13 protein-coding genes are annotated in these 14595 nt (G+C 65.8%); 4 read left to right on the forward strand and 9 right to left on the reverse strand.

All coding sequences use genetic code 11. The features are described 5' to 3' along the window. On the forward strand, window positions 1-503 hold a 503-nt coding region (locus tag AX702_RS13860), incomplete at its 5' end, for a JAB domain-containing protein (RefSeq protein ID WP_066780524.1). Between the two features lie 108 nt (window positions 504-611). On the opposite strand, the gene AX702_RS13865 is transcribed toward AX702_RS13860, so the two are convergent. Further along, window positions 612-803 (reverse strand): hypothetical protein, encoded by a 192-nt coding sequence (locus tag AX702_RS13865; protein WP_066780526.1) that lies wholly within the window; start codon window positions 801-803, stop codon window positions 612-614. 49 nt (window positions 804-852) lie between these two features. After that, the gene (gene uvrC, locus AX702_RS13870; protein ID WP_066780528.1) at window positions 853-2772 is read right to left on the reverse strand and encodes an excinuclease ABC subunit UvrC; all 1920 of its coding nucleotides are present in this window, start codon (window positions 2770-2772) and stop codon (window positions 853-855) included. Between the two features lie 177 nt (window positions 2773-2949). On the opposite strand from uvrC, the gene AX702_RS13875 reads away from it, so the two are divergent. Further along, window positions 2950-3294, forward strand: a complete 345-nt coding sequence (locus tag AX702_RS13875) for a hypothetical protein (RefSeq protein WP_066780529.1) — start codon at window positions 2950-2952, stop codon at window positions 3292-3294. Window positions 3295-3519: 225 nt separating this feature from the next. Here AX702_RS13875 and AX702_RS13880 read toward each other — a convergent pair whose 3' ends face one another. Continuing rightward, window positions 3520-5223, reverse strand: a complete 1704-nt coding sequence (locus AX702_RS13880; RefSeq protein ID WP_066780530.1) for an amidohydrolase — start codon at window positions 5221-5223, stop codon at window positions 3520-3522. Continuing rightward, window positions 5220-6059: an NAD(P)-dependent oxidoreductase gene (locus AX702_RS13885; protein ID WP_066780532.1), complete on the reverse strand. Its 840-nt coding sequence runs from the start codon at window positions 6057-6059 to the stop codon at window positions 5220-5222. Before AX702_RS13885 ends, AX702_RS13880 begins: the two co-directional genes overlap by 4 nt. 172 nt (window positions 6060-6231) lie before the next feature. Between AX702_RS13885 and AX702_RS13890 the strand changes: the two genes are divergently transcribed. Together AX702_RS13890 and AX702_RS13895 are read left to right on the forward strand one after the other, a co-directional pair. Then, window positions 6232-7479, forward strand: a complete 1248-nt coding sequence (locus AX702_RS13890; RefSeq protein ID WP_066780534.1) for a threonine ammonia-lyase — start codon at window positions 6232-6234, stop codon at window positions 7477-7479. Window positions 7480-7673: 194 nt separating this feature from the next. After that, window positions 7674-8447, forward strand: coding sequence for an arginyltransferase (locus AX702_RS13895; RefSeq protein WP_066780559.1), 774 nt, complete (start codon window positions 7674-7676; stop codon window positions 8445-8447). Window positions 8448-8456: 9 nt separating this feature from the next. On the opposite strand, the gene AX702_RS13900 is transcribed toward AX702_RS13895, so the two are convergent. The 5 genes from AX702_RS13900 to AX702_RS13920 all read right to left on the reverse strand — a co-directional run bounded on the left by AX702_RS13900 (window position 8457) and on the right by AX702_RS13920 (window position 14578). Then, complete coding sequence (locus AX702_RS13900) at window positions 8457-9254, reverse strand: transglutaminase family protein (RefSeq protein WP_066780536.1); 798 nt, start codon at window positions 9252-9254, stop codon at window positions 8457-8459. Then, entirely contained in the window at window positions 9254-10189 is a 936-nt protein-coding gene (locus AX702_RS13905) for an alpha-E domain-containing protein (RefSeq protein ID WP_066780538.1), read from the reverse strand. The genes AX702_RS13900 and AX702_RS13905 overlap by 1 nt, the downstream gene beginning before the upstream one ends. Window positions 10190-10277: 88 nt before the next feature. Then, the gene (locus AX702_RS13910) at window positions 10278-11759 is read right to left on the reverse strand and encodes a circularly permuted type 2 ATP-grasp protein (protein WP_066780539.1); all 1482 of its coding nucleotides are present in this window, start codon (window positions 11757-11759) and stop codon (window positions 10278-10280) included. Between the two features lie 163 nt (window positions 11760-11922). Then, the gene (locus tag AX702_RS13915; protein WP_066780540.1) at window positions 11923-12525 is read right to left on the reverse strand and encodes a thioredoxin family protein; all 603 of its coding nucleotides are present in this window, start codon (window positions 12523-12525) and stop codon (window positions 11923-11925) included. A gap of 19 nt (window positions 12526-12544) precedes the next feature. Next, window positions 12545-14578: a protein-disulfide reductase DsbD domain-containing protein gene (locus AX702_RS13920; protein ID WP_066780564.1), complete on the reverse strand. Its 2034-nt coding sequence runs from the start codon at window positions 14576-14578 to the stop codon at window positions 12545-12547. Between the last annotated feature and the right edge of the window lie 17 nt (window positions 14579-14595).

Raw genomic sequence — 14595 nt, forward strand, 5'->3', positions numbered from 1 at the left:
GGGGTCTGCTGACCGCCGATGCCGAGGCGCTGATGCGCGTCTCCGGCATGGGCGAAACGAGTGCGGCGGCGATAAAGATCGCCCAGGCTGCGGCGATCCGGCTGGTGCAGGCGGAGGTGGCGGCGCGTCCGATGCTGGGCAATTGGCAGGCGTTGCTCGATTACCTGCGCGCCGACATGGCGCATCACGTGATCGAGCGGGTGCGGGTGCTGCATCTCAACAGCCGAAACATGCTGATCCGTGACGAGGTGATGAGCGAAGGCTCGATCGACCAAGCGCAGGTGCACGTGCGCGAGGTGATCCGACGAGCCATCGACCTGGGTTCGGCAGCGATCATTCTGGTGCACAATCACCCCTCGGGCGATCCCTCGCCGAGCCGGGCAGATATCGAGGTAACCAAGGCGATCGTCGATGCCGGCAAGGGATTGGGGATTGCGGTGCACGATCACCTGATCATCGGAACCAGCGGGCATGTAAGTTTGCGCGCGAAGGGGCTGATGTAGCGGGGAACTACCCCAGAACCGTTCGTGCCGAGCGAATCCGAGGCACGGCCACGGACGATCCGCTTGGTGGCCTGTCCCTCGACTTCGCTCGGGACGAACGGAGCGGTGTCAACGCTGGGCGTTCTTTTCCGCTTTTTCCTCCGCCGCGGTCTTCGGTTCCGCCATCTGCGGCGGTTCTGAGGTCATCATCGAGCCTTCGAGCGCGATATCGAGCTTGGCATCCTCGTCGAGCGGGTTGCCGTCTTCATCGGTCTTGGCAAGCGGATCGGTCTGGGCGGGGTTGAGCGGGGGATTGGGCATGATCGTCTCCTTTCACGCATCAACGGTCGGGCCGACCGGCCCGTTCCGGTCATTTCGCGTGATAGAAGTCGTACACCTGCTGCGCGACGCCCGCGCTGACGCCGGGTGCCTTTTGCAGATCGGCAAGACTGGCGTTTCGTACCGCACGTGCGGTGCCGAAGTGCATCAGCAGCGCCTTCTTACGTGCCGGGCCGATGCCGGGCACCTCGTCGAGCGGGCTCGCCCCGATCGCTTTGGCGCGCTTCTCCCGATGCGCGCCGATGACGAAGCGGTGGACCTCGTCGCGCAGCCGCTGGAGGTAGAATAGCACTGGCGAATTGACGGGCAGCGTCAGCTCGCGCCCGTCCATCAGGTGAAACACCTCTCGCCCCTCGCGGCCGTGATGCGGGCCCTTGGCGACGCCGACCAGGCACACGTCCTCGATGCCGAGATCCTCCAGCACCGCCTTGGCGGCGTTCAGCTGCCCTCGCCCGCCGTCGAGCAGGACGAGATCGGGCCAGGTGTCGCCGTCGCGATCGGGATCCTCCTCCATGGCGCGGGCGAAGCGGCGGGTGAGCACTTCGCGCATCATCGCGAAATCGTCGTCCGTCGCGGCCTGCTTGATGTTGAACTTGCGATACTGGCCCTTGCGGAAGCCCTCCGGTCCGGCGACGACCATCGCGCCGACCGCATTGCTGCCCTGGATGTGGCTGTTGTCGTACACCTCGATCCGCTGCGGCGGCTCGGCAAGCTCGAACAGGTCGGCGACCTCGCGGTTGAGCTTCGCCTGCGTGGTGCTTTCCGCCAGTCGCCGCTCCAGCGCTTCCTTGGCGTTGCGGCAGGCCTGTTCCATCAGTCGCTTGCGCGTGCCGCGCTGCGGCACCTCGATCGCGACCTTGCGCCCCGCGAGCGTCGTCAGCGCTTCCATCAGCACCTCCACGTCGGGCAACGCCCGATCCACCAGCACCGTGCGCGCGGGTGGCACTTCCTCATAGAATTGCGTCAGGAACAGGGTCAGCACCTCCTCCTCGCTCACCTCTGCGGTATGCGCGGGGAAGAAGCTGCGATGGCCCCAATTCTGCCCGCCACGGATGAAGAAGGCCTGGATGCCGATCACGCCTTCATGGCTGGCGAGCGCGAAGATGTCCGCGTCCCCAACTCCTTCGGCGTTGATGAACTGCGTACCCTGAATGAAGGTGAGCGCGCGCAGCCGGTCGCGCAGGATCGCGGCCAACTCGAAGTCCATCGCCTCCGCCGCCGCCTGCATCTGCGCGCCGAGCTTTGCCTGCACGTCGGTGGTCTTGCCGGCGAGAAACTTCTTCGAATCCGCCACCAGCTCGTCATAGCCCGCCTTGTCGATGCGGCCGACGCAAGGCGCCGAGCAGCGCTTGATCTGGTACAGCAGGCACGGCCGATCACGCGTCTTGAAGAAACCGTCGGTGCAGCTCCTGAGCAGGAACAGCTTTTGCAGCGCGTTCAGCGTATTGTTGACGCTCCCGGCGCTGGCAAAGGGGCCGTAATAATCGCCCTTGGCGCGCCGCGCGCCGCGGTGCTTCTGGATGCGGGGATAATCATGATCCTGCCGTAACAGGATGAACGGGAACGACTTATCATCGCGAAGGAGAACGTTGTAGGGCGGGCGGTAACGCTTGATCAGCTGCGCCTCGAGCAGCAGCGCCTCCGCCTCGTTGTTGGTGGTGACGATCGTCATCGACCGGGTCTGCGACACCATGCGCTGAAGCCGCTTCGACAGGTTCTTGACCTGCGTGTAATTGGTCACCCGGCTCTTCAACGCGCGCGCCTTGCCCACGTAGAGCACGTCGCCCTTGGCATCCTGCATCCGGTACACGCCGGGCTTCAACGGCAGCGTGCGAACGACATTCCGGATCGCCGCCACGCCCGCCTCCAGATCGGGCTGGTCGCTGCCGCGGATCGCGAACGTGGCTTTTTCTTCGTTGAACCGGTCGGGGGGGCCGTAGGAACCTTGCATCGTGCGCGCGATCTAGGGCCTGGCGGCCGATATTTGAATGTCCTGCCTTCTCCGTTGGTCCCGAGCATAGCCAAGGGAAGGTCCGCAGAGGGGTGATTGGAGGCTTGTTCCTCGACTTCGATCGGAACGAATGGCGACTGATGGGAACGCGCTGGCCTTTGCGCGTGTTGAGCGGGCATGACCCAGAAACGCGACAGCAGCGGCCGCTTCAAGGCCGATCACACCCAACGCAACGTCGTCATTGGCACGGCGACGGCGATCGGCGCGATCGCAACGGGCCTTGCCAGCGCGATCCACTTCGGCCTGTTCGACCGCTTCTTCGCGCCTCAGGACGGGCACAAGGTGCCGGATCTGGAGGGCGACAAGCACCCGGGGCCGCACGACCGCGCCGTGGACCATTTCCGCCCCGATCCCACTGCGCCGGTGCCCGCATCGGAACGTGAGGCGCTGCGCCCGGCTACCGGCCCGGCTCCGGGCTTTTCGGCAAACCGTGGTGACCTGCGTAGCGAGCCGTCGGCTTAGTTCCTGCGGGCGAGCCGAGCCTGTCGAAGCTCGCATCCGACATCTCGGCACGAACGGCGGATGATGAGCGCAGGCGTTCCCGGTCGTGCGGGACCTCTGCAAATCTTTTCGGTCGCGTCACAAGCTACGTCGTCCCGGCCTTGTGCCGGGATCCGCCGTTTCGCAGGACCGACAGCTTAAGGTCTGCGGCACGGGGAATGCCGGGACAAGCCCTGCATGACGATCTTACTTGCCGGGCGCCTTTACGCCGCCATTCCGGTCGAACGCCTTCACCCCGCCGATCCACGTCTGCTCCACGCGCGTGCCGCGCAGCGCCGCCGGATCTGCCGTCAGCGGATCCCGATCGACGATGATAAAGTCCGCCTTCTGGCCAGGCGCCAGATTGCCAAACTTCTGCTCCGCGAAGCCCGCATAGGCAGCGCCGCCGGTGAACGCCCACCAGGCCTGTTCGCGCGATACCGCCTCTTCCGGACGCCACCCGCCCGGCGGTTGCCCCTTTGCATCCTGGCGCGTGAACGCGGCTGCCCAGCCGTCCCATGGATCCGGCTTCTCGACCGGAAAGTCGGAGCCGAAGGCGAGCTTGCCGCCGTTCGCCAGCACCGATTTCCACGCATAGGCACCCGCCAGCCGCGCCGGCCCCAGCCGCGCCTCCGCCATGGTGCGATCGCCCGTCTGGTGCGTCGGCTGCATCGAGGCAATGGTGCCGAACTGCCCGACGCTCTTGAGATCCGCCGGATCGAACACCTGCGCATGTTCGATCCGCCAGCGGCGATCGCCGGTATAGGTTGCGCTCAACACCTGAATGGCATCGAGCACCTGGGCATTGGCCTTGTCGCCGATCGCATGAACGGCGAGCTGGAAGTTATCCATTGCCGCACGGCTCATCTGGTTCTGCAGCTGGGTGTCTGAAAGGAAGCTCAGGCCCTTTTCGCCCGGCGCATCGGCATAAGGCGCCTTCAGCGCCGCGCCGCGCGAGCCGAGCGCGCCGTCGAGGTAGATCTTCACCCCGCCCATGCGCAGCCGATCATCGTAAAGCCATGGCGTCGGCCCCTTGCCGCCGATCCGGCTCGCCGTCTCCACGCCGGCACCGTAGCTCATGATGCGCACCCGCAGCGCGCCAATGTCGGCCATGCGACGATAGCTGAGCCAGTCATCGATGGTCGTGCCCATATCGGCCACCGCAGTGATGCCGTTCGACAGCAGCTTCTGCTGCGCCTCCAGGAAAGCTGCGTCGCGCTCCTTGGGCAGCGGCTGCGGCACCGCGCGTTCGATCAGCTGCATGGCGGCGTCGACGAAAACGCCCGCCGGCGCAGCGCCGGCCTTTTCGATCCGGCCACCCGGCGGGGCAGCGGTCGCTGCCGTCACACTCGCCTCGCGCATTGCCATGCTGTTCGCCCAGCCGGCATGGCCATCCGCCCGCTCCAGCCACACCGCATGGCCGGGAGCGACATCGTCCAGGTCCGCCGCAGTGGGAAAGCGCCCGAGGCCCCACGCCTCCTGGTTCCAGCCGCGCCCGGTGATCCACTTGCGATCGGGATTCGCCTGAACATAGGCGATGATCATCGCCTTGGCCTCGTTCAGCGAACGGGCGCCGGACAGGTCCAGCGACAGCGCGCCGAAGCCCAGGCCCATGACATGGCCATGGGCATCGATGAACCCGGGCAGCAGCGTCTTGCCGCCCATGTCGATCCGCCAATCGTAGAGCGGCTTGCCGGCATTTTTCTTCAATTCGCGGCGGCTGAGCTTCGGCGGCTCCTCACCCGGGGGCACCAGCCGCGTGACCTTGCCAGCCTGATCGATCAGCACCGCCTTGAAGCGGATCACCCGGCCGTCCGCGGTCGGTGCCAGGCCGTTGACGTTGTCGACAATGCCATCCGCGGTGGCCGGCGAGGCGAGGAGCGCGGTAGCGAGGAGGAAAGCGCGCTTCATCGCGGCAGCCTCCGCACCAGCGCGCTGGTATCCTGGCGGCCACCTTCCATCTTCTGCACCTCGGCGTAGAATTGATCCACCAGCGCCGCTACCGGCAGCACCGATCCGTTCCGCTTCGCTTCGTCGAGCGCGAGGCCCAGATCCTTGCGCATCCAGTCGATCGCGAAACCGAAGTCGAACTCGTCCTTCGCCATGGTCGGCCAGCGGTTCACCATCTGCCAGCTTTGCGCCGCGCCGCCGGAAATCGCCTCGAAGACCTTGTCGAGATCGAGCTTGCTCGCCTGTGCGAAGCGCAACGCTTCGGACAAGCCCTGGAGCACGCCGGCGATGCAGATCTGGTTCACCATCTTGGTCTGCTGGCCGGCGCCGGCGCCGCCGACATGGACGATGCGGGCGGCATAGGCCTCCATCACCGGCTGCGCCTTCGCCATTGCGTCCGCGCTGCCGCCGCACATGATCGACAGCTGGCCCTTCTCGGCGCCCGCCTGTCCGCCCGACACCGGCGCATCCACCACCAATGCGCGGCTTTCGGCCAGGCGCCGGGCGATGTCCGCTGAAACCGTGGTGTGGTCGATGAAGACGGCGTCCTCGCGCATCGCGGCAAAGGCACCGTCATCGCCGAACGTCACGCCGGCAAGGTCCGCATCATTGCCGACGCACGTCACCACGGCATCCGCCCCGCGGGCCGCCTCTGCCGGCGTATCCGCCACGGGAAGGCCGGTCGCCTCCGCTTTTGCACGGGTTCGATTGTAAACGGTCACGTGATGGCCAGCCCGCGCGAGATGTCCGGCTATGGGGGCGCCCATCACGCCAGTGCCGATGAATGCGATCTTCATAACCCAAGCGGATAGGGGCAGTTTGCACGCGGCGCCAGATGCTCCTAGGACGCGGCATCGAACCTGGATCAGTGATCCCGTTCGGGCCGAGCCGTCGAAGCCCTGCCCTTCTTCGCCGAAGAACAGACAGCCGTTCGACAGCCTCGGTGCGAGCGGCTTGGGACCTTGGCTTATGGCGACTGCGGCACAACCGACGACAACCGAAACTCTCCCCGTCTCGATCGAGGACGTCCGTGCCGCCCACGCCCGAATCCGCGATTCGATCGTGCGCACGCCGACGCTCGTCAGCAAGACGCTGTCCACGCTGGCCGGCGCCACCATCTATCTGAAGTTCGAAAATCTGCAGTTCACCGCCGCGTACAAGGAGCGTGGCGCGCTGAATACGCTGCTGCTGCTCGACGCGAAGGCCAAGGCGCGCGGCGTCATTGCCGCCTCCGCCGGCAATCATGCGCAGGGCCTCGCCTATCACGCCAATAGGCTGGGCGTGCCGGCCACGATTGTAATGCCTACCACCACCCCGACGGTGAAGGTGGTGCAGACCGAGGGCCACGGCGCCAGTGTCGTGCTTCACGGCGCGACTTTCGACGAGGCTTACGCCCATGCCCGCGTGCTGGAGGCGGAGCGCGGCTATACCTTCGTCCACCCGTTCGATGATCCGCGCGTGATCGCGGGCCAGGGCACGGTGGCGATCGAGATGCTGGACGAGGTGCCGGCGATCGACACTTTGGTGGTTCCGATCGGCGGCGGCGGGCTCATTTCCGGCATGTCGACCGTGGCGCGAGCGGCCGATCACCCCATTGAAGTGATCGGCGTTCAGGCTGAGCTGTTCCCCTCCATGTACAACAAGCTGCGGCATACCGACCTGCCCTGCGCTGGCGATACGCTGGCGGAGGGGATCGCGGTGAAGCAGCCCGGCGGCCTTACCGCGCAGATGGTGGAAGCGCTGGTCGACGACATCGTGCTCGTCACCGAACGGAGCCTGGAGGAATCGGTCAGCCTGCTGCTCCAGATCGAGAAGACCGTGGTTGAAGGCGCCGGCGCGGCGGGCCTTGCGGCGGTGCTGGCCAACAAGGAGCGGTTCGCCGGCAAGACGGTGGGCATCGTCCTTTGCGGCGGCAATATCGATACCCGGCTCCTCGCTAACGTGCTGCTGCGCGATCTTGCCCGATCCGGCCGTCTTGCCCGGCTGCGCATCCGCCTGCAGGATCAGCCCGGCGCGCTCTACAATGTCGCCCGCATCTTCGATCAGGAGCGGGTCAACATTCTCGAGCTCGCGCATCAGCGGATCTTCACCAACCTTCCGGCGAAGGGACTAAGCCTCGACGTGGAGTGCGAAACGCGGGATCGCGCGCATCTCGATCGCCTGCTCTCCGCGCTAGATACCGCGGGCTATAAGGTCAGCCTAATCGAGCTCGCCTGATCAAGCTTGCCTGACCGGGCAGCCGGTTTGCCCCAATTCGGGTCAAACCGGCCGGGTGGAAATTCCTGGCTAGGCCTCTGCCTCCGAAAACCGCATGCAACTTCGTGGCGGCGGCTTTTCAGCCATCACGTCAGGATCCATATTCGTCACGGGGACGCGATCAACCAGCGCGTCGGTCTGGGGATGTGCCGGCGGTGACTGCGCCTTTTCGTTTTCCGCGTTTTTTCGTGACCAGTCCGGCGCCCTGCCCGTATCTGCCCGGGCGGCAGGAACGGAAGGTATTCACCGAACTTTCCGGTCCGCATGCCATCGAACTGAACGATGCGCTCGGCCGCATCGGCTTTCGCCGCAGCCAGTCGGTCGCCTATCGCCCCTCCTGCGTCGGCTGCACCGCGTGCGTGTCCGTCCGGGTCGTGACCAACGAGTTCGAGTCCAATAGCTCGCAGCGCAAGCTGGTTCGTCGCAACGACGATCTGGAAATCACCGCCTGCCGGCCATGGGCCACGGAGGAGCAGTTCCAGCTGCTGCGCCGCTATCTTTCCCATCGCCATCCCAGCGGCGGCATGGCGGGCATGGAGGAGCAGGATTACGCCGATATGGTCGAGCATTCGCCGGTCAATTCGGTGGTGGTCGAATATCGTGAACCGACGGTCGGCGACCGGCCGGGCCGCCTGATCGGCGCCTGCCTGACCGACCGTCAGGCGGACGGGCTGTCGATGATCTACAGCTTCTTCGATGCGGAGCCCGGCGCGCGATCAGGCCTCGGCAATCTCATCATCCTTGATCACATCCTGCGCGCCCGCGCGGCCGGCCTGCCCTATGTCTATCTTGGCTATTGGGTGAAAGGCGCGGCGCGCATGGCGTACAAGACCCGCTATCGTCCGCTTGAAAAACTGGGGCCGCAGGGCTGGACGCTGATGGCCGATGAGGATCTCGCCCCCGCGATCGAGACGAGCGAGCTCGCTTGAACGCGCCGATCAATCGTCGCTCTGCACCGTAACGTCGACCTCCAGCCGCTCCGCCCCTTCGCCAAGGCGCGATCCGGCGACAGGGGCGGCACCGGCGGCATCCAACGCGACTGCCACGCGGACGTGATGCTCCTCCGGCGACAGGCCGAGCGACGGGTCGAAGGCGATCCAGCCAAGATCGTCGACATGCGCCTCTGCCCAGCCGTGCGGGGTCGGCCGGTGATCGCCCGCCAGATCGCAATAGCCCGAGACATAGCGCGCAGGCGCCCCTGCGGACCGCGCAGCAGCGATGAACACCTGCGCCATGTCGCGCGGGGTCAATGCCTCCAGGGCGAAGGCATCAGCGGCCGTGCGGCCTGGAACAGGGCGCCCGTGATCATCGGCGAAGCGCGCCCGCACAGCACGGTTCAGCCGGTGCAGGGCCGCAATGTCACGCCCGCCACCCTCTTCCGCAGCGAATTGGGCGATGGCCGCGTCGGACGCCGTTGATGGCGTTGTGCGCAGGAAGAAGCGCGGCGGCAGCAGTTCCGCGGCGCCGTGCAACACGCCGCTGGACGAACTCGTCACCACTTCACCGGAAACGGTCAGCTCGATCCGCTCGATCGCACCCTCGCAATAAAGCATCGTCGTGGAATTGCCGAAACCGTCACGGTGCCGGGTCATACGCGAATCGCAGTCCACCGTGACATGCCATTCGGCAACCGTCTGATCATGCGTGTCGCCGGGCGTCATGCGCAGCAATTGCACGATCCTGCCCTGCGGCGCGGTGAAGGCGTAAACCGTGCGATGATCGATGGTCAGCCGCATTAGTGGAACTTGAACTGGCGCGCTATGGCCGCGTGAAGCTGATCGTTCTCGGCGATCAGCGCCTGCAGATGCTGGTGCAGGCCGGATACGATCACGTCGCTGGCACGCGTCTTGGTCGCGCGGGCGTGCCGGCTACGCGCCATGCGATCCGCCTCGCCATTGGTGCCCGTCCGCTTCGCCAATTGCGTCAGCACTTCCGTCACCTCCTCGATCGCGCCCGCGACGCTGCGCGGCAGCTCGCTGCGTGACAACAGCAGGTCGATGACATGAGCCGGAACCAGCCCGTCATTGTAGAGCCAGCGATAGGCAGTGACTGCAGAAACCGTCTGGAGAATGGTTGTCCACTGATCCCGGTCAACGGTGCCGCCAACTTGCTCGCCTTTGGGCAGCAGCAGGTGATATTTGACGTCAAGAAGCCGCGCGGTGTCGTCCACGCGTTCGGTCGCTTGGCCCAGGCGGATGAACAAGGTGGTTTGGTTGCGCAACATGCGATGCAGCGCCCCCTCGAACCCGCGGGTTTCCGCCTTCACCGCATCGACAAGCGCGAGCGTGCGATCGGGATCGGCACGATTGACCCGCTTGTCGAACACCAGCCAGGCGCCGTTGATCGCCGACCAGGATTCGCGCGTCAGCGCCGTTCGCACGGCTCGCGCGTTCATCCGCGCCATGTCCAGGCAGCGAACGATCGAGCCCGGGTTTGAAGAATCGCTCGTCAGGAACCGCGACACCGCCTCTCGCGTCAGGCTCGCGCCGGTCGCCTTGAACGCCGCTTCCGTGTCCGTCACCGTCAATGCGGACAGCCATGCCGCTTCCCCAGCGGGCCGGGCGGAGAGAACATCAAGGCGGATCGTCGCCTCGACCAGCCTCGCGATGAAGTCGGCGCGTTCGATGTAGCGACCCAGCCAGTAGAGCGAAGACGCAGTCCGGCTCAGCATCGGCCAGCACCGACAGCAAGGGGCACGGGCGAAGCGGGCTGCTCGGGATGCGGGTAAGCGACGCCGGCAGTATGCGCGCGGGAGCCACTCACAGGCTCTGCTCCTGCGTCATCCCGTTCTCGCCCATTGTCTGCGTTTGCCTATTGCCGCCATCGAGCAGCACGAAACTGTCCTTCGTGCCGCCGCCCTGCGAGGAATTCACCACCAGCGACCCTTCGCGCAGGGCCACGCGGGTCAGGCCGCCGGGCACCACCTGAACGCCCTTCGCCCCGCTCAGCACGAAGGGACGAAAGTCGACGTGACGCGGCGCCACACCGGTCTCGACCAGGGTCGGCACCGTGGAAAGTGCCAAGGTCGGCTGCGCGATATAGCGATGCGGCTCCGCCTCCAGCACCTCGCGGAATTTCGCGATTTCGCCCTTGGACGCGGTCGGCCCCACCAGCATGCCATAACCGCCCGAACCATCGACCAGCTTCACCACCAGTTCGTCCAGGTGATCGAGCGTGTAGCGCAGCGCTTCCGATTCCCGGCAGCGCCACGTCTCCACGTTGGGCAGCTTGGCCTCGCTTCCCGAATAGAAGCGGACAATATCCGGCATGTAGCTGTAGATCGCTTTGTCGTCCGCGATGCCGTTGCCAGGCGCGTTGATGATGGCGACGTTCCCGGCGGCATAAGCGGCGATCAGCCCCGGCACACCCAGCATCGAATCGGGTCGGAATACGAGCGGGTCGAGGAAATCGTCATCCACCCGCCGGTAGATGACGTCGACTTTAACCCGGCCGGCGATCGTGCGCATGTAAACCACGTCGTCGTCCACGACGAGATCGGCCGCCTCGACCAGTTCGACGCCCATCGAGTCGGCAAGGAAGCTGTGCTCGTAGTAAGCAGAATTATAATGGCCCGGCGTCAGTACGACGCAGGTGGGGTTCTGGCCGCAACCGCGTGGACTGACCGAGCGCATCGTTTCGAGCAGCCGATCCGGATAGCTGTCCACCGCCGCCACGCGAAACTGACCGAACAGCTCCGGGCATAGCCGAACCATCGCCTCCCGGTTTTCCAGCATGTAGCTGACGCCCGATGGCGTTCGCGCATTGTCTTCCAGCACGAAGAACTCGTCCGGACCGGTACGAACCAGATCGATGCCGCAGATGTGCGCCCAAATGCCGTGAGGCGGACGGATGCCAACGATTTCCGGCCGAAACTGCGGATTGAGGAAGATGAGATCCTCCGGCAGCACCCCCGCCTTCAAGATTTCCTGCGCGCCGTAGATATCGTCCAGAAACGCGTTGATCGCCTCTACGCGCTGAACCAGCCCTTCAGACAACCGAGCCCATTCGTCGGCCAGAAAGACGCGCGGGACGATATCGAACGGGATGATGCGCTCGCTTGCATCATTGTCCCCGTACACGGCGAAGGTGATGCCGAGCTGCCGAAACGTGGCTTCGGCTGCCTCCTGCCGGCGGCGCAGTTCGTCAGCCGGCGTATCGGCGAGCCATTGGGCCAGGCTTGCAAGTTCAGGGCGGCTCCCGCCGCCTGTGCCCATGATCTCGTCGAAAGCCCGAATCCCCATCAGACGGTTAACGCCTCATCGATCGTTTCGGATGCATGCTGCTGTAGATTGTTGCAGCGCACAAGCATCTACCATCCAAAAGCGTTGCGCCGGCGTTTTTGGATGAACGGTAGATCGTCTGGAAGAGGCAGGCGACGCCGGTGGGCGCCGCCCGCGTCGACGGTCAGTCGGCGTATTTCACCGAACAGCCATAAGGGCGCGCCTCTGGCACGGACACCTTCTTGCCGGCCTTCACCTCGGTCAGCGCCACCAGCAGGTGATTGCGGGCGCCGGGGATGTCCGCCTTGTCCGCGGTGGGCTTGTCGTCAATCCCGCCCTGGTAGACGAGTTTGCCCGACGCATCGATGAGATACATGTGCGGCGTGGTCTTTGCGCCATAGCCTTTGCCGACCCGGCCTTGCGGATCGAGGAGGTACGCCGTCGGCTGCGCCTTCTCCCGTGCCACGAACGCCTTGGCTTCCGCGCCGCTCATATGCCCTTGCTTGCCGGGCGCCCCGGAATTGATCGTCAGCCAGACGGCGCCCATGGAGCGCGCCCTGGCCTGGGTGGCCTGCATGTTGCCGCTGTCATGATGTTTCTGGACATAGGGGCAGCCGGGGTTGTTCCACTCCAGCACCACCGGCTTTCCGCGAAACTGCGAAAGCGTCACGGCCTGACCGTTCGCATCGACCAGGCGGAAATTGCCGGCCGGCTGACCCGTGACCTGATCGGCGCTGGCCGGGATTGCCGCCATGGCGGCGATGGTGAATGGGATAAGCAGACGCATCCTACCTCTCCTCAGTTCGTCATGCCCCCTCCGGCAGAGCCGCGAGCATGCCGCTGGTCAGCAATTGCGGCAAGACCTTTGGCCGATCCGCGCCCTGCGGGTACCACAGATAAAGCGGCACGCCGGCGCGATTGTGGGCTTCGATGAACCGGCCGAGCACCGGGTCGCCATCCGTCCAGTCACCGACCAGCACCGCGACCTTGCCTTCGGCAAAGGCCTGTCGCGCGGCGTCAGTCTCGATCGCTGCCTTTTCATTGACCTTGCAGGTGAGGCACCAGTCGGCGGTAAAATAGGCGAAGACCGGTCGTCCTTCAGCACGCAGTGCAGCCAGTCGCTGCTCGCTGAACGGCTCGGCGCCGGCAAGCTCCATCGGCGCCGCGTCGGCCGGCGCTTGCGGGCGGACCAGCACGACCGCCAAGGTTGCGAGCGCCAGCGCGGGCATTGCTGGCCACCATGTGCGCTCCCGGCCGGATTGTTGCCGCCGACCGGTCCACCACAGGCCGAAAGCGGCCAATAAGGTCGCTGCGAGGCCCAAGGTCATGCCGTTCACGCCCGCCTGCCGGCCGAGCACCCATGCCAGCGCCAGCGCCGTCACGAACATCGGCACCGACAGGATCCGGCGCAGCCGCGCCATCCACGGCCCCGGCTTCGGCAAACGGCGGCGCAATGCCGGGATGAAGCCGATTGCGAGGAATGGCAAGGCAATGCCAAGCCCCAGCCCGGCAAAGATCAGCAATGCGGCAAGCGGCGGCAGCACCAACGCCGCACCCAGGGCCGCGCCCATGAAGGGCCCGGTACACGGCGTCGCGACGAACGCCGCCAGCGCACCCGTGGCGAAGGCACCGCCAGTGCCGGCATGGCTGGCGAAGCGCGGCGTGGGCAGTTCGAATAGACCGGCGAGGTTCAGGGCGATGCCGCTCACGAGCAACAGCAGGACGCCGATGACTCGCGGGTCTTGGAGCTGGAACGCCCAACCGACGGTCGCCCCGCCCGCCCGCAGCGCCAGCAACAATCCGCCCAACGCAAGGCACACCAACACCACGCCTGCCGTATAGGCCAGCGCCTCCCGCCGCGCGGCGCCTTCCGTCTCGCCCGAGCGCGCCAGACCAAGCGCCTTGAGGCTCAGGATCGGGAAGACGCACGGCATCACGTTCAGCAGCAAACCACCTAGTACAGCGCCAACAAAGGCGAGCATCGCACCGCCAAGAGGAAATTCCTCGCCCGCAGTGCTGGCGGCAGCGGAGACGGAGCCTGGCGCCGCGGTGAGCAGAAACCCCTGCCCCCCACCGGTCGCCAGCACGCCTTTGATGGCGCCTGTCGCGGGGCTAGTGGCGGCCTTGCTGGTGAGAATGATGCGGTCACCATCGCGCACCGCATTCTGGGGTGCGGCATAGTCCACGGCGCCGCCCGCGAGTGGATAAAAGTAGATGTCCTTGGCCTCGGCACCGGCAGGAAAAGGCACGGCCAGCCGGAACTGGCCATTGGCCGACTGCCATGTCGCCGTGACACCGAGCGCCCGCGGCAGCTTCTGTCGCCACGCGTCGAAACGCGCGCGCGTTGTCTCCTCGCCGGCACCGTCACCGACGGTGAGCTCGGTCGAGAGCGTCTGGGTCTCCGGAACGCAGATCTCGGTCGTGCATACGAGATAGTCGATCTTCACCGCGATCGGCAGGCGGGTACCGGGCGCGAGCCCAGGCGGGATCATGAGGTCCACGAGCTGGGCGAACGGCGCCTCATAGACGTAGTTCATCAGGCCGCCGACGATCAGCCGTTGCGGCACGGGATAACGCAGCGCACCGGCGCGCACCCCTTTCGGGAGCGTCCACTTCAGCTGCGTTTCCACCCCGGCATCGCCAGGGTTCTGCCAATAGCCATGCCAATGCGGCTCAGGCCGCGAGTCGAACGCCAGGGTCACCGTGCTGCCCGCCGCCGGACGCACATTTTCGGCGACCAGATCGATGGCGACATGCCGCGTCTGCGCCGCGCTGAGCGGCGACAGCAATGCCATCACCGCGAAAAGAAACGCCGTTACCCACGCTTGCCTAGCCGCCATGGCACAGACATACCGCG

The organism is Sphingomonas sp. CCH5-D11, assembly GCF_001557395.1.
In the GTDB taxonomy this organism is placed as follows: domain Bacteria; phylum Pseudomonadota; class Alphaproteobacteria; order Sphingomonadales; family Sphingomonadaceae; genus Sphingomonas.